We start from the raw sequence: 17,057 nt of genomic DNA, 5'->3' as shown, positions 1-17,057 counted from the left end.
GGCTGGGGGACGTGACGGTACGTGTACGCTTCGCCCCCTCCCCGACCGGAATGTTCCACGTCGGCGGCGCCCGCTCGGCCCTGCAGAACTGGATCTACGCCAAGCAGCAGGGCGGGGTGTTCGTGCTCCGCATCGAGGACACCGACGCGGCCCGCAACAAGCCCGAGTGGACCGAGGGCATCCTCTCCGCGCTCGACTGGATCGGCATCGCGCGGGGCAGCTACGAGGGCCCGTACTTCCAGTCGTCGTACGCGGGTGAGCACCGGGCCGCCGCCCAGCGGCTCTACGAGGGCGGCCGGGCGTACTACTGCGACTGCACCCGGGAGGACGTGCAGGCGCGCACCGGCTCGCAGTACCAGGGCTACGACGGCTACCACCGCGACAAGGGCCTCGGCCCCGGCGAGGGCCGGGCGCTGCGGTTCCGCACCCCGGACGAGGGCGCGACCGTGGTGGTCGACCTGATCCGCGGCGAGCCGACCTTCGAGAACAAGCTGATCGAGGACTTCGTCATCGCCCGCGGCGACGGCTCGCCCGTCTTCCTGCTGGCCAACGTCGTCGACGACATGACCATGGGGATCACCCACGTGATCCGGGCCGAGGAGCACCTGCCCAACACGCCCAAGCAGCAGCTGCTCTGGGACGCGCTCGGGGTCAAGCCGCCGATCTGGGCGCACGTGCCCGTGGTGGTCAACGAGAAGCGGCAGAAGCTGTCCAAGCGGCGGGACAAGGTCGCCCTGGAGGCTTACCGCGACGAGGGCTACCTCGCCGAGGCGATGCGCAACTACCTCATGCTGCTCGGCTGGGCGCCCTCCGGCGACCGGGAGATCGTGCCCTGGTCGGTCATCGAGGAGGAGTTCCGGTTGGAGGAGGTGAACCCCTCCCCCGCGTTCTTCGACGAGAAGAAGCTGCGCGCGTTCAACGGCGACTACATCCGGGCGCTGCCGGTCGAGGAGTTCATCGCCGCCTGCCAGCCCTGGCTGACCGGCACCGGCACGATCGCCCCGCCACCCTGGCAGCCGGCCGAGTTCGACCCCGCCGCGTTCGCCGCGGTGGCGCCGCTCGCGCAGACGCGGATCGCGGTGCTCAGCGAGATCGTGCCGAACGTCGACTTCCTCTTCCTGGCCGACCCGCTCATCGACGAGGGTGCCTGGGCCAAGGCCATGAAGGAGGGCGCGGCCGACCTGCTGGACGCGGCGATCGCCGCGTTCGAGGCGCTGGAGTCCTGGGACGCCGAGTCGCTGAAGTCCACGCTGGAGGCCGTCGGCGCGGAGCGCGGCCTGAAGCTGGGCAAGGCGCAGGCCCCCGTCCGGGTCGCGGTCACCGGCCGGACCGTCGGGCTGCCACTGTTCGAGTCGCTGGAGGTGCTCGGCCGCGACCGCACCCTGACCCGGCTGCGGGCCGCCCGGGTGCGCCTGTTCTGACCCCGGATCGTGAGGGGCCCGCCGGTCGTCCGGCGGGCCCCTTTCCCGTACGCGGGGTCAGCCGCGGGCGGACCGGCGGCGCAGCAGCAGGCCCGCGCCCAGCGCGACCAGCGCCACGGCGGCGCCGACGGCCCACAGCCACCCCGTACCCTCGTCGTCGTCCGCCTCGTCCGCCGCGGGCGTCGGGCTGGCCGCGGAGGTCGCCGGCGAGGCCGTGGGCGTGCTCGGCGCGGCGCTGGTCGGCGCGGCGGCGGTCGACGGCGGCGCGGCCGCCGTGCCGGTGGTCAGGGTGAAGCGGACCTCCCCGCTGACCGGGTGGCCGTCGGCCGAGCCGATCCGGTACGCCACGATGTAGAGGCCGGCCGCGCCCGGGGTGAACGGCACACTCACCCGGTTGGCGGCGAACGTCGGCGCGCCGCCGGCGGCGGGCACGTTGTCCGGCCCGGTGACTGTGATCTTCGTCGTGGCCGGCGCCGGCGAGGCGAGGAACCGCAGCTCGATCCGCTTCGGCGCGGTGGCCACCCGCGCCCCGTTCCTCGGATCGCTGCCGGTCAGCGAGTTGTGCGCGGCCGCCGGCGCGGCCGGCAGCAGCACCGGCACCCCGGCCGCCAACCCGAGCACCAACAAGCCACGCGCCACGCGGGCGACCCTGCCCCCCATGAACCCCTCCATCCGGGTACGATCCGGCCGCCGATCATCGGCCGCTCTGTTGGTCGGTCGCAGATCGCAAATAGTTCCAAATACTCTCCCAGCAGCTGCAACCCAGCGACATCCTGCGGAGTCTTTGAAGGTGGACGCCGGCCCGCGCCCGGCGGTCACCGTCGGCCGATCCAGCGCGATCTGCAGCGGAAGCCACCCATCGAACGGGGCGAGGAGGCGGCGATGGTCCGTAAGGTGAAGCGGCTGCTGGCCGCCGTGGCCGGGGTGGTGGTGGCGACCGCGTGCTCGCTGGCCCTCGCCGGCACGACCGCGGCGCAGGCGGCGCCCAAGCCCAAACTCGCACCGGCCGGTGTGGACATCACCGGCCACCGGCTCGACCAGCCGTTGCAACTGCGCGCCGACACCCGGCCCGCCGAGGTGAACATGGTCGTCGACCAGGTCAAGTGGCTGGGCGCCAGCGGCCAGCAGCGCGGCCCGGCGGCCAAGGACCTCGGTCCCAAGTACACGGTCGTGGTGCTCTACGCGGGCTCGCCCACGAAGACCTACGACCTCTACCCCCTCGCCAAGGGCGGCCCCCGCGTCTACCGGCCGGCCAAGCAGCCCGACCTGAGCAGGACCCGGGCCGGCTGGTTCTTCGGCCGGCTCAACATGTCCGAGACGCTGCGCAACGTGGGAGTGCCGCTGGAGCGGCAGTTCGACACGATCAGCGGCGGCATCGGCGGCGGCGAGCGGGTCATCCCGGAGGAAGCCCTCGACCCGGTGCAGGACATCGACGAGGCACTCGGCGAACTCCAGCGGCTGCTGCTGCTCAACGTCGGGGTGATGGTCGTCATCACCGCCGGGCTCGCCGGCATCGCGCTGCTGGTGCGCCGCCGCACCCGCTGAGCCCTCCGGCTCAGACCTCCAGCACCACCTTGCCCCGGACGTGTCCCGCCGCCACCAGGCGCTGCGCCTCGGCCGCCTCGGCCAGCGGGAACGTCCGGGCCACGTGCACGGTGAGCCGGCCGGCGTCGACCAGCCCGGCCAGCACGCTCAGGTCGGCCGTGGACGGCTTCACGAAGACGTAGCTGCCGCCGAGCCGGGTGACGTGCTCCGGGTCGGCCGTGGAAACCAGCCGCGCCGGCCGGGCGAGCAGCTCGGCGGACACGTCCAGCGCGTCGCCACCGAACAGGTCCAGCGCCACGTCCACCCCGTCGGGCGCGACGGCGCGGACCCGGTCCAGCAGGCCGTCGCCGTAGCTGACCGGCTCCGCACCCAGCGACCGGACGAAGTCGTGGTTGGCCTCGCTCGCCGTGCCGACCACCCGGCCGGCGCCGAGCGCCCGGGCCAGTTGCACCGCCAGGTGCCCCACCCCGCCCGACGCCCCGTGCACCAGCACCGTGTCGCCCGCGCCGGTGCGGGCCAGCTGCAACGCCTGGTAGGCGGTGAGCCCGGCCAGCGGCAGCCCGCCCGCCTCGGCCCAGGACGCCTGCACCGGCTTGTCCGCCAGGCACCGCTCCGGGGCCGGAACCAGCTCCGCGTACGTGCCGTGCTGCACGTCGTCGCGCCGAACGTAGCCGATCACCTCGTCACCGACGGCGAACCCGGCCACCGCCGGCCCGACCGCCTCGACCACCCCGGCGGCGTCCCAGCCGGGCACCAGCGGGAAGTGGCTCGGCATCAGGGCGGCCAGGTGCCCCTCGCGGATCTTCCCGTCGACCGGGTTCACCCCGGCGGTCCGCACCCGGACCAGGACCGTGTCCGGTCCCACCGGCGGGGTGGGCAACTCGCGCAGGGTGAGCCGGTCGACATCGCCGTACGCGTCGATCGCGATCGCCTTCACCCGGCCCACGCTAGTCGCCGGACGGCGACCGCGGGGTCAGCACCAGCGGCGCGGCGGTCGCTCCCGGCGCACCGCACGGCTGCGCGGACGGACCGGGCCGTGCCGGTGGGCGCCCGCCCAACCCGGCAGGTCGCTGCGGCAGCCCTGCGCCGGCTCCGGCTCGGGCCCGGCCGGGGTCGCCGGCTCGGCGGCCCGCTGGCGGGGCACGGTCGGCTCGTCGTCCGCGCGCTCGGGCGTCCAGCCGGCGGCCGGCTCGGCCGGATGGGTCAGGCCCGTCCGGCGGGGGTGCTTGGCGGACGCCTGCTGGTCGTGGTGGCCCGGCCGGCAGGGCTCGCCCTGGGCGCAGCCGTGCTCGGCCTCCCCGTGCGCCATCCCGGTCTCCTCACGCTCGCCATCGCCCGTCGGGCGGTCGTCACCCCGACGTGCTCTGACACCGTACTGGCCGGGCCCGACGGGCTCGTCAGCGCGTACCCGTGGAGATCGTCCGGGCGGGGCCGCGCACGGGCGAGCGCCTGTCGTACGCTTCCGCCCGGTTCCGGCGCGGAAGGGGTGGGGATGGGTCTCCGGAAGGTCGTCGCGCTGCTCCTGGCGCTCGCCGCGGGTCCGATCGCCGGGTGCGGTCTGCTGACCAGCGAAGCCGCCTCCGGCTTCGTGCCGCAGGCCGGGGTCTGCCATCAGGCTCCGGGCGACAACGCCAGCGGGGAGGCGTACCGGCCGGTCGACTGCTCGGAGCGGCACGAGGCCGAGACGTTCCTGGTGAGCCTCTTCGCCGGGCCCGACGCCGAGTCCGACGACCCGCCCGCGACGGGTTCGGACGCGGCGCTGCGGGCCTACTACTCGTGCGCCACCGCGGCGCGGGAGTTCCTCGGTGACGACTTTCCGGTCGGGCGGCTGGCGCTGCGGCTGGTGCTGCCCACCGCCGAGGGCTGGGCGGCGGCCGAGCGGTGGTACCGCTGCGACCTGGTGGAGATCGTGGCCCTCGACCTCTACGAGCCGTCCCCCCGGGCCAACAGCCTCAAGGACGCGCTGGGCTCGCCGTCCTCCCCTCTCCGGCACGGCTGCTACAACGCCACCCTCGACGAGTACCGCGACCTGAAGTCGCTGCCCCCGGCCTCCTGCACGGGCCCGCACCGGACCGAGTTCGCCGGGATCTGGCGGGCCGACGACGTGCCGTACGGCGAGGAGATCCGGTCCGACGAGATGATGAACGGCTGCTTCGGCGTCATCGCCCGGTACGTCGGCCTCGCCGACGACGGGGAGGTGCGCCGCAGGCTGCTCCCGCTCGCCCTCCCGCCGACCGACGAGGACCTGGCCGCCGGGGAGACGTCGGTGCTGTGCCTGTTGCACACCGACGGCAAGCCGCTGACCCGGTCGCTCGCCGGCGTCGGGGTGCGCGGGCTGCCGCCACGCCGCTGACCCTAGGGCCGGCGGGCGGCGTCCAGGTCGGCGCGGGTGAGCAGGGCGCGCAGCGCGATGCCGTGCCCGGCCAGCGCCTCCGTCCCGCCCTCGCCCCGGTCGATCACGCACAGCGCGTGCTCGACGGTCGCGCCCAGCTCGCGGAGCTGGCCCGTGGAGATCACCACCTGGCCGCCCGAGGTCACCACGTCCTCGACCACCAGGACCCGCCGCCCGGCGACGTCCGCGCCCTCGGCCAGCCGGGCGGTCCCGTACGCCTTGGCGGTCTTGCGGACGAACGCGCAGGGCAGCCCGACGTGCCGGGCCAGCGCGGTGACCACCGGGATGCCGCCCATCTCCAGGCCGGCCAGCACCTCGGTGCCGGGCGGGACCAGTCCGGCCAGGCCGGCGGCGACCCGGTCCAGCAGCACCGGGTCGGCCTCGAACCGGTACTTGTCGAAGTACTCGTCGGCGGTACGGCCGGAGCGGAGCACGAAGTGTCCGGTGAGGCGGCAGGTGGCGTCGATGTCGCGGGCGAGGTCGGCGAGGGCGCGCGGGGTGTCGGTCACGGGAGATCATTGTCGCCGCTGGCCGCCGTCGCTCGTCCGGCGGGCGGGCCTCGAAGTGGAGTCGCTGGTCAGGGCGTGTCAGGCTGGTGCGGTGAGTGAACCGGGCGGGACCGAACTGTCGGCGACGCTGCGCCGTATCGAGCGGGCGGCGGGCGCGCTGTCCACGGCCAGCGTGGCGCGGATGGACGAGACGCTGCCCTGGTTCCGGGAGCTGCCGGCCGACCAGCGCTCCTGGGTCATGGTGGTCGCCCAGGCCGGTGTCCGGTCGCTGGTGCAGTGGCTGCACCAGGGCGGCGGCGCGACCGACAGCACCCAGGAGGTGTCGGACGAGGTGTTCGCCGCCGCGCCGCAGGCCCTCGCGCGTTCGATCACCCTCCAGCAGACCGTGGCGCTGATCAAGGTGACCATCGAGGTGGTCGAGGAGCAGGTGTCGCACCTCGCCGTGAAGGGCGAGGAGCAGTTGCTGCGGGAGGCGGTGCTGCGCTTCTCCCGGGAGATCGCCTTCGCCGCCGCCCGGGTCTACGCCCGCGCCGCCGAGACCCGCGGCTCCTGGGACGCCCGGTTGCAGGCGTTGCTTGTCGACGCGCTGCTGCGTGGCGACTCGCCGGACGTGCTGGCCAGCCGGGCGGCGGCGCTGGGCTGGTCGGACGCGCCGCCGGTGGCGGTGGCGGTGGGCCGCTCCCCCGGCGGCGAGGTGGCGGCCGTGCTGCACACCGTCTACCGGCAGGCCCGCCGGATCGGGGTCGAGGTGATCGGCGGCGTGCACGGCGACCGGCTGGTCATCGTGCTGGGCGGGGCGGCCGACCCGGTGGCGGCCACGGAGAAGCTGCTCACCGCGTTCGGGGAGGGCCCCGTGGTGGTCGGCCCGGCCGTGCCCAGCCTCGACGAGGCGACCGACTCGGCGCGCGCCGCGCTGGCCGGCTTCCGGGCCGCGCCGGCCTGGCCGACCGCGCCCCGCCCGGTCTCCGCTGCCGACCTGCTGCCCGAGCGGGCCCTGGCCGGGGACGCCGAGGCCCGCCGGCGGCTGCGCCACGACGTGTACGCGCCCCTCGCCCGGGCCGGCGGCGAGCTGCTGGAGACACTGGACGCGTTCTTCGCGGCCGGCGGCACGCTGGAGAGCGCCGCCCGGGCGCTCTTCGTGCACCCGAACACGGTGCGTTACCGGCTGAAGCGGGTCGCCGAAGTGGCCGGCTTCTCCCCGCTCACGCCCCGCGACGCGTTCACCCTGCAGGTGGCCCTCACGGTGGGCCGGCTCGACCCGGTGGTCCCGGGTGTCGCACCGGTCCCGAGCCAGACATCCGCCCCAGGTGCCAACAAAACGCCGCAGACAGGTGATGATCGGCGCCGATCTTTGTAGGGATCCTCCAAAGCTTCTAGTGTGGTTTGGTGCCGTGCGTTACAGCGCGACCCGCGAGTATCCGTCAGAGTCGTAGACGTGCTCGCCGTACTCTCACCCGGACAGGGTTCCCAGAAGCCCGGTTTCCTGACCCCCTGGCTCGACCTGCCCGGTGCGGCGGAGCGCCTCCGCGCGTGGTCGGCGCTGGCCGGGGTCGACCTGGTCCACCTCGGCACCGAGGCCGACGCGGACGAGATCAAGGACACCGCCCGCACCCAGCCGCTGCTGGTCGCGGCCGCGCTGCTCGCCGGCGAGCACCTGCCCATGGACGACGTCGCGGTGGTCGCCGGCCACAGCGTCGGCGAGCTGGGCGCCGCGGCCCTGGCCGGGGTGCTGACCGCCGAGGCGGCCGTGACCCTCGCCGGCGTACGCGGCCGGGAGATGGCCGCCGCCTGCGCGCTGGAGCCGACCGGGATGGCCGCCGTGCTGGGCGGCGACCCCGACGAGGTGCTCGCCGCCCTCGACGCGCACGGGCTGCACCCGGCCAACCGCAACGGCGCCGGCCAGATCGTCGCCGCCGGCGCGGTGACCGGCCTGGAGAAGCTGGCCGCCGAGCCGCCGGCCCGGGCCCGGGTGATCATGCTGAAGGTGGCCGGCGCCTTCCACACGCCGTACATGGCGCCGGCCGAGGCCGCGCTGGCCGAGGTGGCCGCCGGCATCACCCCGGCGGACCCGGCCCGGACCCTGCTCTCCAACCTGGACGGCGGCGCGGTCGCCGACGGCCGGGAGCTGGTGCAGCGGCTGGTCCGCCAGGTCACCGCCCCGGTCCGCTGGGACCTGTGCATGCGCACGCTGGCCGACCTCGGCGTCACCGGCGTGATCGAGCTGCCGCCGGCCGGCACCCTGGCCGGCCTTGTCAAGCGCGAACTCAAGGGCGAGGGCGCGCCGGAGATCGTCACCCTGAACACCCCCGACGACCTGCCCGCCGCGCGGGACCTGATCGCCCGCCACGGCGGGCGGGCATGAGCGCGAGGAACGAGCCGATCCTGCGGGTCCCGCAGTCGCGAACGGAAGGTAACCACTGATGCCCGGCAGCCGGATCGTCGCGATGGGGCACTACCAGCCCTCCCGCGTGGTCACCAACGACGACCTCGCCCAGATGGTCGACACCAACGACGAGTGGATCCGGGACCGGGTCGGCATCGTCACCCGGCGGATCGCCGGGGACGAGACGGTCGCCGACATGGCCGCCGCCGCCGCCGGCAAGGCGCTGGCCAACTCGGGCCTCACGGCCGCCGACATCGACCTCGTCGTGGTGGCCACCTGCACCTCGGTGGACCGCAGCCCGAACGTGGCCTGCCGGGTCGCGGCCAAGCTGGGCATCAGCGCGCCCGGCGCGTACGACATCAACACCGCCTGCTCGGGCTTCGCGTACGCCCTCGGCACCGTGGACCACGCCATCCGGGCCGGGGCGGCGCGCAACGCGATCGTCATCGGCGCGGAGAAGCTCTCCGACTTCACCGACTGGACCGACCGCTCGACCTGCATCATCTTCGGCGACGGCGCCGGCGCGGCCGTGGTCACCGCGGCCGCCGAGGGTGAGCCGGCCGGTGTGGGCCCGGTGGTGTGGGGTTCGGTGCCGGAGAAGAGCGACGCGGTCCGGATCGAGGGCTGGCGGCCGTACATCGCGCAGGAGGGGCAGGCGGTCTTCCGCTGGGCCACCACGGCCCTGGCCCCGCTGGCGCTCGAAGCCTGCGAGAAGGCCGGGGTGGACCCGTCGGAGCTGGCCGCGTTCGTGCCGCACCAGGCCAACGCCCGGATCATCGACGGCATCGCCAAGCGGCTCAACATCCCGAACGCGATCATCGCGAAGGACATCGTCGAGTCCGGCAACACCTCGGCGGCGAGCGTGCCGCTGGCCCTGTCGAAGCTGGTCGAGCGGCGCGAGGTGCCCGCGGGCGCCCCGGTGCTGCTGTTCGGCTTCGGCGGCGGCCTGACCTACGCCGGTCAGGTCGTCCGCTGCCCCTGAAGACCCCCTCGGGCGCGAGCGCGCCGAGGTGTGACGGCCGGCGTCGCCGACCGTCGAGTGAACCCCCGATGAGAGGAACCAACCGCAATGACCCGTGACGAGATCACCGCCGGCCTCGCCGAGATCCTCGAAGAGGTTGCCGGGGTGAACCCGGACGACGTGGCCGAGGGGAAGTCCTTCACCGACGACCTCGACGTCGACTCGCTCTCCATGGTGGAGGTCGTGGTGGCCGCCGAGGAGAAGTTCGGCGTCAAGATCCCGGACAACGAGGTGCAGAACCTCAAGACCGTCGGCGACGCCGTCAGCTACATCGAGGCGCAGTCCTGATCATGAGTCGTCCCGACGTCGTCGTCACCGGGCTCGGCGCGACGACCCCGCTCGGCGGGGACGTCGCGTCGACCTGGGACGCCATGCTCGCGGGCCGCTCCGGGGTGAGTGCGCTCACCCAGGAGTGGGCCGCGCAACTGCCCGTCCGGATCGCCGCACAGCTCGCCGTCGACCCGTCGACGGTGCTGGACCGGGTCAAGCTGCGCCGGCTCGACCGGTCCGAGGCGATCGCCCTCGTGGCGGCGCAGCAGGCCTGGGCGGACGCCGGCCTGGCCGACTCCGGGCTCGACCCGGAGCGGCTGGCGGTCAGCGTCGGCTCCGGCATCGGCGGCGCCACCACCCTGCTCGCCCAGGACGACATCCTGGAGGCGTCCGGCCCGCGGCGGGTCTCCCCGCACACCGTGCCGATGCTGATGCCGAACGGCCCGGCCGCCTGGGTCGGGCTGGAACTCGGCGCCAAGGCCGGCGTGCACTCGGTGGCCAGCGCCTGCGCGACCGGCGCGGAGGCGATCGCGCTGGGGCTGGACATCATCCGCTCCGGCCGGGCCGACGTGGTGGTGGCCGGCGGCACCGAGGCGGTCATCCACCCGCTGCCGATCGCCGGCTTCGCCTCGATGCGGGCCATGTCGACCCGCAACGACGAGCCGGAGAAGGCGTCCCGCCCGTGGGACAAGGGCCGCGACGGCTTCGTGCTCGGTGAGGGCGCGGGCGTGGTGGTCCTGGAGCGCGCCGAGCACGCCGCCGCCCGCGGCGCCCGGGTCTACGCGCGCCTCGCCGGCGCCGGGATCACCTCGGACGCGTACGACATCGTCCAGCCGCATGCCGAGGGCGAGGGCGCGATCCGGGCCATCGCCAAGGCGGTCGCCGACGCGGACGTCGCGAAGACGGACATCAGGCACGTCAACGCGCACGCCACCTCCACGCCGGTCGGCGACATGCTGGAGATCGGCGCGCTGCACAAGGCGGTGGGCGATCACCCCCTGCTGACGGCCACCAAGTCGATGACCGGGCACCTGCTCGGCGCGGCCGGCGCGCTGGAGTCGATCGCCACCATCCTGGCCATCCGGGACGGGGTCGTACCCCCGACGATCAACCTGGACGACCCGGACGAGGGCCTCTCCCTGGAGGTGGCCGCGCACAAGGCCCGCCACCTGGAGATCCCCGCGGCGCTGAACAACGCGTTCGGCTTCGGCGGGCACAACGTGGCCCTGGTCTTCACCCGGCCCTGAGCACCGCGTAACCGGTCCGGGCCCGCGTCCGCAGCAGGATGCGGGCCCGGACCGTGTCTCAGCCCCGGTTGCGGGGATGCTGCCGGGCGGTCCGCTCGTTGCCCCGCCGGTAGTTGCCGGTCCACCGGGCCATCACCAGTTGCGGGTCGTCACCCACCTCGGCGAGGAACTGCGCGGCCCGCCCGCCGCGCAGCGTGCCGGCGACCCGGCCGTGGTGCGTGATCACCACGGAGCCGTCGGCCCGTTCGTCGTAGCGGAAGCCCTGCGCGCGCTCTCCCATGAGCGCCCACCCTGCCAGCGCCCGCGCCGGACCGCACCCGGATTTGCCGGCGGGCCCGGATTTGCCGGCGGGCCCGGTCCGGGCCCGCCGGGGCCGTTAGGGTGAGGGCCGCCGAGCCGTCGAGGAGCACCGCGCGTGGAAGCGACCGAGATCCGCAAGCTCGCCGCGCTGGAGGACACCCACTGGTGGTACCGGGAGCGGCGGGTCCTGCTGGGCCGGGCGCTGCGGCGGCTGGCCGCGGGAGGCACCCGCCCGGGCCGGGCGCTGGACATCGGCGCGGCCGGCGGCGGGAACACCCGGGTGCTGCGGGCGCACGGCTGGCGGCCGCTCGCCCTGGAGTACAGCGCGGAGGGCGCCGGGGTGGCCCGGGAGCGGGGCCTGGACGTGATCCGGGCCGACGCCCGGCACCTGCCGGTCCCCTCGGCGGGCCTCGACCTGGTGGTCGCCTTCGACATCCTGGAGCACTTCGACGAGGACCACCTCGCGGCCGCCGAGATCCGGCGGGTGCTGCGCCCCGGCGGGACGGCGCTGATCGCGGTGCCGGCCGACATGCGGCTCTGGTCGGCGCACGACGTGGCGGTCGGGCACGTGCGCCGCTACGACCGCGCCGGGCTGCGGGCCGTGGTGGCGAAGGCCGGGCTGGTGCTCGACGAGCTGTGGAGCTGGAACGTGCTGCTGCGGCCGGTGGCCGCCTGGCGTCGCCGCCGGTCCACCGGCTCGGACCTGGACGAGTTGCACCCCCTGGTGAACCTGGGCCTGCGTACGGTGGTCGCGGCCGAGCGCCACCTGCCCGTACAGGCGCTGCCCGGGGTCTCGCTGATGCTGCGGGCGCACCGTCCGTCCTGATCGCCAGGCAGACCGCGAGGAAACAACCGGGAGTGAGCGGTCAGCGCAGCCGGTAGACGGCCGTCCGGGAGTTCTCGAAGCGCAGGTCGGCCAGCGTCCGCAGGGCCGGCGCCTCGGCGCCGACCTGCCGGTCCACCACCAGCCAGCGCACCCCGTACCGGTCGCGCAGGGCGGCCAGGCCGGCGGCCGTGGGTGCGGTGAAGGCCGTGTCGTTGGCGCGCTGCCGGTCGGCGTCCCAGAACGGCGCGTACGGGCCCTCCGGTCGGCCGACCATCCGGGGCGCGAACGCCCACCCCTCGACCAGCACCGACCGCTCCGCGTAGCCGCTGAGCCAGAACGAGCGGGCGTCGCACCAGCCGTCCACCATCTCCCGGCAGTGCGCGTTGGTGGCGAGCACGTCGTCCGGGCCACTGTGCGCCCGCACCCAGCGGGCCGCCTCGACCCGGGAGGCGGGCATCGCCACCACCGGGTACGCCCCGCCGTTCGGGTAGACGCGGGTGGCCGCGGCGTCCATGACCAGCCCCGGCGCCCCGGCGGCCAGCACGGCGGTGAGCAGCACCAGCCCGCCCCGGCCGGCCAGCCCGGGCCAGCGCCCCACGAGGGCCGGCCAGCACAGGGCCGCCAGCACCACCGGCACGGCCAGCACGGCCGCCCACCGCAGCAGCGGCAGCACCGGGGCGTACGCGGGAACGGCGGGCGTGCTGACCGCGGAGTCGAGCTGCACCGCGGTGAGGAGCACGGCGAGCCCTGCGGTGCCCGCGCCGAGCAGCCACCGGCCCCGGGTGGAGAGGGCGGCGCGGTCGGCCACCTCGGCCCAGCCCCAGGCGGAGAGCAGCACGCCGAAGGCGAACCCGGTCCGGGTGAAGTACTGGTTGCTGCTGCCGGGATGCCCGACGAGCAGGTAGATCGCCGGGCCGGCGAGCGCGCCGCCGAGCAGGAACACCTGCACCGGTTCGAGCCGCCACCGGCGCGGCCGGAGCAGGGCCAGGGCGCCGGCCACCCGGAGCTGGAGGTTGAGCAGGAACGCCACCGCGACCAGCACCCAGCACAGCGCGGTGACCCCGGCCGGGCGGCCGGTCGGGACGTACGGGCGCAGCCCGGAGAACGGGTCCAGGACCACACCGTGGCTCTCGAAGGCGAACAGCACCGCGGTGGCGAAGAACTGCGCGGCCAGCGCCAGCCCGGCGGCGACAAGCACGCCCCGGGGCAGCCGGCGGCGGACCAGCAGGGTGGCCACGGCGGTGAGCCCGAGCGCGGCCAGCACCACCGGCAGGGTGCTGGCCTTCGCGCCGGTCGACGCGGCCAGGAACAGGACCGCCAGCGGCCAGGCGCCGCGGCCCAGCGCGGGCACGGTCACCCCGCGGGCCCGGCCGACGATCTCGCCGAGCACGGCGATCAGCGGCAGCAGCAGCACCCAGCTGTACGTCATCGACGGGCTGCCCCAGACGATGAAGGTGGCCTGGCTGCCGAACAACTGACGCCAGCCGTTCTCGAAGCCGAACTCGCCCACGGTGAACAGCAGCGCGGCGGCCACCACCCCGGCGTACGGCCGGCCGGTGAGCCGCCACCCGACCACGGCGACCAGCACGGCGGCGAGCGCGCAGAGCGCCGGCACGGCGAGCCGGAACAGCACCGTGGGCAGGTCGACGCCGCTGACCAGGCTGGTGGCGGCCAGGTGGGCGAAGCCGAACCAGTGGTAGTGCAGCGGCTCCCCGGCGACCTGCGGCACCTCGGGCGGCACCTGGTGGGTGGCCGCCCCCGCGATGGAGAGCTGGAAGGCCAGGTCGATGTACTGTGCCTGCCCCTCGTCGGTGGGCAGCACCGGGTTGACGGCGAGGAACGAGCCGTACAGGTAGAGGGTGAAGCCGACGACCACCCCCGCCAGCGACCAGGCCCACCCCGCCGGGACGGCGGTGGGGTGGCGGACCCGCCAGTGGCGGCGCAGCCGGGGCACGGCGACGAACGGCGCCACCACGGCCAGCGGCCAGAGCCGCAGCCACCCGGACAGCCCGAGGGCGGTGAACCCGGCCCACGCGACCAGCTCCAGCACCAGGCCGACGGCCGCGCCCATGGCCAGGTCCTCGACCAGGGTGTGCGGCCGTCGGCGCAGCGCGCGGAACACCAGCGTGCCGGGGAGCAGCACGGCCAGCGCCGCGTACGCCGTCCAGCGGGCGATCGCGGCGGCCGGGGTGTCCGCGGCGAGCAGCACGGCGACCACGGCGGCGTAGGCGGCGACGGCCGGCGCCCAGCGCAGGGCGGCGGGACGGCGGCGCGGGTCGACGGCCGCCGGGGCGGCGCCGGCGGCGAGGGCGGTCACCGCAGGCTGTCGGCCAGCTCGGCGGGGTCCGGACGGTCCGGCCCGACGGCGGCGCTGTCGCCGGCCACCAGGTACGCGGGCCGGCCCTGCACGGCGGTGTAGATCCGGGCCACGTACTCGCCGAGCAGGCCGAGGCAGAGCAGCTGCACCGCGCCGAGGAAGAGGATCGCCACGTAGAGCGAGGGCCAGCCGCTGACCGTGGCGCCGGCGAACCAGGCCAGCACGGCCACCACCACGAGCACCCCGCAGACCGCCACCCCGACCAGGCCCAGCCAGGTGGCCACCCGCAGCGGGGCGGCCGAGAAGCTGGTGACGCTCTCGGCGGCCAGCCCGGCCATCCGGGACAGCGGGTACTTCGTCCGGCCGGCGGCACGTTCCTGCCGCTCGTAGGTCACCTCGGCGCTGGGGAAGCCGAGCCAGGGCACCACCAGCCGGAGCACCGGGTTGCGCTCGGGCAGCTCCCGCAGCGCTTCCACGACGGCCCGGCTGAGCAGCCGGAAGTCGCCGGCCTGGGCGGGGACCTGCTCGCCCACCAGCCGCCGGACCAGGCGGTAGTAGCCGCCCGCGGTCCACCGCTTGAACCGGGTGTCCCGGCTGCGGTCGGCCCGCACGGCGTAGACCACGTCGAGGTCGTCGGCGCGGGCCCGGCGGAGCAGCTCGACGATCACCTCGGGCGGGTCCTGGAGGTCGGCGTCGATGCTGGCCACGTACGCGCCCCCGGCGCGGAGCAGGCCGGCGTGCAGGGCGGCCTGGTGCCCGCTGTTGCGGCGCAGCCGGAGCACCCGCAGCTCCGGCCAGCCGACCCGGAGCGCGGCCAGCGCCGCCGCGGTGCCGTCGGTGCTGCCGTCGTCGACGGCCACCACCTCGTACGCCTCGCCGAGCCCGTCCAGCACGCCGCGCAGCCGGACGGCGAGCAGCGGGAGGACGGCCTCCTCGTTGAACATCGGCACCACCACGGACAGGGCCGGCTGCGGCGCGGTCACGGCACTCGACCCCCGGGTTCCCTGGCGGCGGCGGACGGGCCGACGCTACCAGCCGGGCAGGTCAGGGCCGGGTGGGTCGCCGGGCGCCGACCCGGTCAGGTGTCGCAGGTGGTGGCCGGCAGGCCGGACACCGGCACCGGGGAGCGGCCGGTCGGGCGGGCCTTGCCGGCGAGCACCGCGGCCAGCGCGGTCATCGACGCCCGGGTGGACGAGTAGGTGGCGAGCAGGGTCGGCGACTTCGCCCCGGCCAGCACGTACGGGGTGTCCATGGCCACCGTCACGGTCGCGTCGGCACGCAGGTCCTTGCTGCCGTCGCCGTACCCGACGAGGTGCACCACGGTGCCGCCGCTCGGCACCACCTTCACGCCGGCGGCGGTGAGCGCCTCGGTGAGCGCGGCCCGGGTGCGGTCCCGCCCGCCGGAGGAGGTGACGGTGACCGGGCCGGCCACCGGGCTGCCGCAGCGGCCGCGCAGCATGGTCACCGCGGCGGCGGCCAGGTCGGCGGCGGCCTGGCGGTGCGCGGCGCTGTCCAGCGTCGACAGCGCCGGCGCCGGCCGGTCGGCCAGCTTGAACTTCATGGTCAGCACCCGGGTGACCGCCTCGACGAGCCGGGTCCGGGGCAGCGAGCCGTCCTTGAGGGCGGCCCGCAGCCCGTCGTACGCCTGGCCCACGTTCGGGGTCATGAGGATGAGGTCGTTGCCGGCGTTCAGGGCCCGGACCGCGGCCTCCCCCGGCGACCACCGCTTGGCCGGCGCCATGTTCATCCCGTCGGTGATCACCACTCCCTGGAAGCCGAGCTGGCCGCGGAGCACGTCGGTGAGGAGCTTGTGGGAGAAGGTGGCCGGGGTGCCCGGGTCGATCGCCCTGACGTCCAGGTGGGCGGACATCACCGCCATGGCGCCGGCGTCGATCCCGGCGTGGAAGGGCGGGAACGCGGTGCGGTCGAGCACGGCGCGGGACTGCCCGACCACGGGCAGGTCGGTGTGCGAGTCGGCGGCGGTCAGGCCGTGCCCGGGGAAGTGCTTGACGGCGGCACCGACCCCCTCGGCCTGGAGGCCACGGACCGCGCCGGCCACCTGCGCCGAGGCGGTCTTCGGGTCGGCGCCGAAGGAGCGGGAGCCGATCACCGTGCTGCGGGTGGCCAGCACGTCGGCTACCGGGGCGAAGTCGAGGTTGACGCCCATGGCGGCCAGCTCGGCGCCGGCGGCCCGCCAGGCGGCCTCGGTCAGCGCCGGGTTGCCGGCGGCCCCGGCGGCCAGCGGGCTGGGCAGCAGGGTGACGCCGTCGGTGATCCGGGTGACCACCCCGTACTCCTGGTCGGTGCCGATCAGGAACGGGGCGGGGCCGGCGGGCAGCCGGCCGGCGGCCTCGCGCAGCCCGTCGGTCAGCGCGCGGACCTGCTTCGGGTTGTCGACGTTGGTGGTCTCCTGGTTGCCCGAGGTGGGGTCGTCGGCGCTGAAGCCGACCAGGATGAGCCCGCCGAGGCGGTACTTCGCGACCATCTCGGCGGGGGTGTCGACGCCGGCCAGGGCCCGGTTGCCGGCCGCCGACCCGGGCGAGACCTTGGTGGCCGAGCTGCCGTACGCGTACGGCATCAGCACCTGGCCGACCAGGTCCTCGTCGGAGAGCGTCGCCACCAGGGCGGCCGCCCGGGCGGCCGGGTCGGCGCCGGTCGGCGTGGGGGCAGCCGACGACGGGGCCGGCGCCGGGCTCGACGGGGTCGGTCGGGGTCGTTCCGGCTCACCCGAGCACCCGGAAACGAGCAGCGCGGTCAGTGCGGCGAGCGCGACGCCTGCGCGACGCGGGGAAATCGACACGCGCCCCACCGTATCGGGGCAACTTG

General features: G+C 75.4%; 16 protein-coding genes and 1 pseudogene. 9 read left to right on the top strand and 8 right to left on the bottom strand.

Annotation, left to right across the window (positions count from 1 at the left end):
* Positions 1 to 11 precede the first annotated feature (11 nt).
* Complete coding sequence (gltX, locus tag NLX85_RS21615; protein ID WP_308210785.1) at positions 12 to 1,421, top strand: glutamate--tRNA ligase; 1,410 nt, start codon at positions 12 to 14, stop codon at positions 1,419 to 1,421.
* A gap of 57 nt (positions 1,422 to 1,478) precedes the next feature.
* Here the strand turns inward: gltX and NLX85_RS21610 are convergent, their stop codons facing one another.
* On the bottom strand, positions 1,479 to 2,060 hold the full coding sequence (locus tag NLX85_RS21610) for a copper resistance protein CopC (RefSeq protein WP_254338780.1): 582 nt from the start codon (positions 2,058 to 2,060) through the stop codon (positions 1,479 to 1,481).
* Between the two features lie 243 nt (positions 2,061 to 2,303).
* On the opposite strand from NLX85_RS21610, the gene NLX85_RS21605 reads away from it, so the two are divergent.
* Entirely contained in the window at positions 2,304 to 2,966 is a 663-nt protein-coding gene (locus NLX85_RS21605) for a hypothetical protein (protein WP_254338778.1), read from the top strand.
* A 10-nt stretch (positions 2,967 to 2,976) separates the two neighbouring features.
* Here the strand turns inward: NLX85_RS21605 and NLX85_RS21600 are convergent, their stop codons facing one another.
* Both NLX85_RS21600 and NLX85_RS21595 read right to left on the bottom strand, forming a co-directional pair.
* Positions 2,977 to 3,903, bottom strand: a complete 927-nt coding sequence (locus NLX85_RS21600; RefSeq protein WP_308210784.1) for an NADP-dependent oxidoreductase — start codon at positions 3,901 to 3,903, stop codon at positions 2,977 to 2,979.
* 36 nt (positions 3,904 to 3,939) lie between these two features.
* Entirely contained in the window at positions 3,940 to 4,275 is a 336-nt protein-coding gene (locus NLX85_RS21595; protein ID WP_254337919.1) for a hypothetical protein, read from the bottom strand.
* A gap of 183 nt (positions 4,276 to 4,458) precedes the next feature.
* Here NLX85_RS21595 and NLX85_RS21590 point away from each other — a divergent pair, with 183 nt between their 5' ends.
* Positions 4,459 to 5,319, top strand: coding sequence for a septum formation family protein (locus NLX85_RS21590; protein ID WP_254337917.1), 861 nt, complete (start codon positions 4,459 to 4,461; stop codon positions 5,317 to 5,319).
* A gap of 2 nt (positions 5,320 to 5,321) precedes the next feature.
* On the opposite strand, the gene NLX85_RS21585 is transcribed toward NLX85_RS21590, so the two are convergent.
* Positions 5,322 to 5,867 carry an orotate phosphoribosyltransferase gene (locus NLX85_RS21585; RefSeq protein ID WP_254337915.1) on the bottom strand — a complete coding sequence of 182 codons (546 nt, stop codon included), beginning with the start codon at positions 5,865 to 5,867 and terminating at the stop codon, positions 5,322 to 5,324.
* A 91-nt stretch (positions 5,868 to 5,958) separates the two neighbouring features.
* Between NLX85_RS21585 and NLX85_RS21580 the strand changes: the two genes are divergently transcribed.
* The 5 genes and pseudogenes from NLX85_RS21580 (at position 5,959) to fabF (ending at position 10,788) form a co-directional block, all read left to right on the top strand.
* Positions 5,959 to 7,224: a CdaR family transcriptional regulator gene (locus tag NLX85_RS21580; RefSeq protein ID WP_091319649.1), complete on the top strand. Its 1,266-nt coding sequence runs from the start codon at positions 5,959 to 5,961 to the stop codon at positions 7,222 to 7,224.
* A gap of 78 nt (positions 7,225 to 7,302) precedes the next feature.
* Positions 7,303 to 8,226: pseudogene (locus tag NLX85_RS21575) on the top strand (ACP S-malonyltransferase); the annotation flags it as partial.
* Positions 8,227 to 8,287: 61 nt separating this feature from the next.
* Positions 8,288 to 9,232, top strand: coding sequence for a beta-ketoacyl-ACP synthase III (locus NLX85_RS21570; RefSeq protein ID WP_212833493.1), 945 nt, complete (start codon positions 8,288 to 8,290; stop codon positions 9,230 to 9,232).
* An 87-nt stretch (positions 9,233 to 9,319) separates the two neighbouring features.
* Complete coding sequence (locus NLX85_RS21565) at positions 9,320 to 9,559, top strand: acyl carrier protein (RefSeq protein WP_007072348.1); 240 nt, start codon at positions 9,320 to 9,322, stop codon at positions 9,557 to 9,559.
* Positions 9,560 to 9,561: 2 nt separating this feature from the next.
* A complete protein-coding gene (gene fabF / locus NLX85_RS21560; RefSeq protein WP_254337911.1) occupies positions 9,562 to 10,788 on the top strand; it encodes a beta-ketoacyl-ACP synthase II in 1,227 nt (408 codons plus the stop codon).
* A 58-nt stretch (positions 10,789 to 10,846) separates the two neighbouring features.
* Here fabF and NLX85_RS21555 read toward each other — a convergent pair whose 3' ends face one another.
* Positions 10,847 to 11,068: a hypothetical protein gene (locus NLX85_RS21555; RefSeq protein ID WP_254337909.1), complete on the bottom strand. Its 222-nt coding sequence runs from the start codon at positions 11,066 to 11,068 to the stop codon at positions 10,847 to 10,849.
* Positions 11,069 to 11,203: 135 nt separating this feature from the next.
* Between NLX85_RS21555 and NLX85_RS21550 the strand changes: the two genes are divergently transcribed.
* Positions 11,204 to 11,914, top strand: coding sequence for a bifunctional 2-polyprenyl-6-hydroxyphenol methylase/3-demethylubiquinol 3-O-methyltransferase UbiG (locus NLX85_RS21550; protein WP_254337907.1), 711 nt, complete (start codon positions 11,204 to 11,206; stop codon positions 11,912 to 11,914).
* Between the two features lie 40 nt (positions 11,915 to 11,954).
* On the opposite strand, the gene NLX85_RS21545 is transcribed toward NLX85_RS21550, so the two are convergent.
* From NLX85_RS21545 to NLX85_RS21535, 3 genes are all read right to left on the bottom strand, one after another.
* On the bottom strand, positions 11,955 to 14,231 hold the full coding sequence (locus tag NLX85_RS21545) for a DUF2298 domain-containing protein (RefSeq protein WP_254337905.1): 2,277 nt from the start codon (positions 14,229 to 14,231) through the stop codon (positions 11,955 to 11,957).
* Positions 14,228 to 15,214, bottom strand: coding sequence for a glycosyltransferase family 2 protein (locus tag NLX85_RS21540; RefSeq protein WP_308210783.1), 987 nt, complete (start codon positions 15,212 to 15,214; stop codon positions 14,228 to 14,230). The genes NLX85_RS21545 and NLX85_RS21540 overlap by 4 nt, the downstream gene beginning before the upstream one ends.
* 95 nt (positions 15,215 to 15,309) lie before the next feature.
* Positions 15,310 to 17,040 (bottom strand): glycoside hydrolase family 3 protein, encoded by a 1,731-nt coding sequence (locus tag NLX85_RS21535; protein ID WP_254337903.1) that lies wholly within the window; start codon positions 17,038 to 17,040, stop codon positions 15,310 to 15,312.
* Positions 17,041 to 17,057: the final 17 nt, after the last annotated feature.

It is taken from the genome of Micromonospora sp. A3M-1-15 (genome assembly GCF_024213425.1).
GTDB classification, from domain to species: Bacteria; Actinomycetota; Actinomycetes; order Mycobacteriales; family Micromonosporaceae; genus Micromonospora; species Micromonospora chersina.
Note: the sequence above shows the minus strand (reverse complement) of the source record. Positions and strands in the feature narration are given on the sequence as shown.

Bases quoted from the DNA above. Each gene is read 5' to 3' on its own strand.
- NLX85_RS21605 (WP_254338778.1), top strand. From the start codon at position 2,304: ATGGTCCGTAAGGTGAAGCGGCTGCTGGCCGCCGTGGCCGGGGTGGTG.
- NLX85_RS21595 (WP_254337919.1), bottom strand. From the start codon at position 4,275: ATGGCGCACGGGGAGGCCGAGCACGGCTGCGCCCAGGGCGAGCCCTGC.
- NLX85_RS21590 (WP_254337917.1), top strand. From the start codon at position 4,459: ATGGGTCTCCGGAAGGTCGTCGCGCTGCTCCTGGCGCTCGCCGCGGGT.
- NLX85_RS21570 (WP_212833493.1), top strand. From the start codon at position 8,288: ATGCCCGGCAGCCGGATCGTCGCGATGGGGCACTACCAGCCCTCCCGC.
- NLX85_RS21565 (WP_007072348.1), top strand. From the start codon at position 9,320: ATGACCCGTGACGAGATCACCGCCGGCCTCGCCGAGATCCTCGAAGAG.
- fabF (WP_254337911.1), top strand. From the start codon at position 9,562: ATGAGTCGTCCCGACGTCGTCGTCACCGGGCTCGGCGCGACGACCCCG.
- NLX85_RS21555 (WP_254337909.1), bottom strand. From the start codon at position 11,068: ATGGGAGAGCGCGCGCAGGGCTTCCGCTACGACGAACGGGCCGACGGC.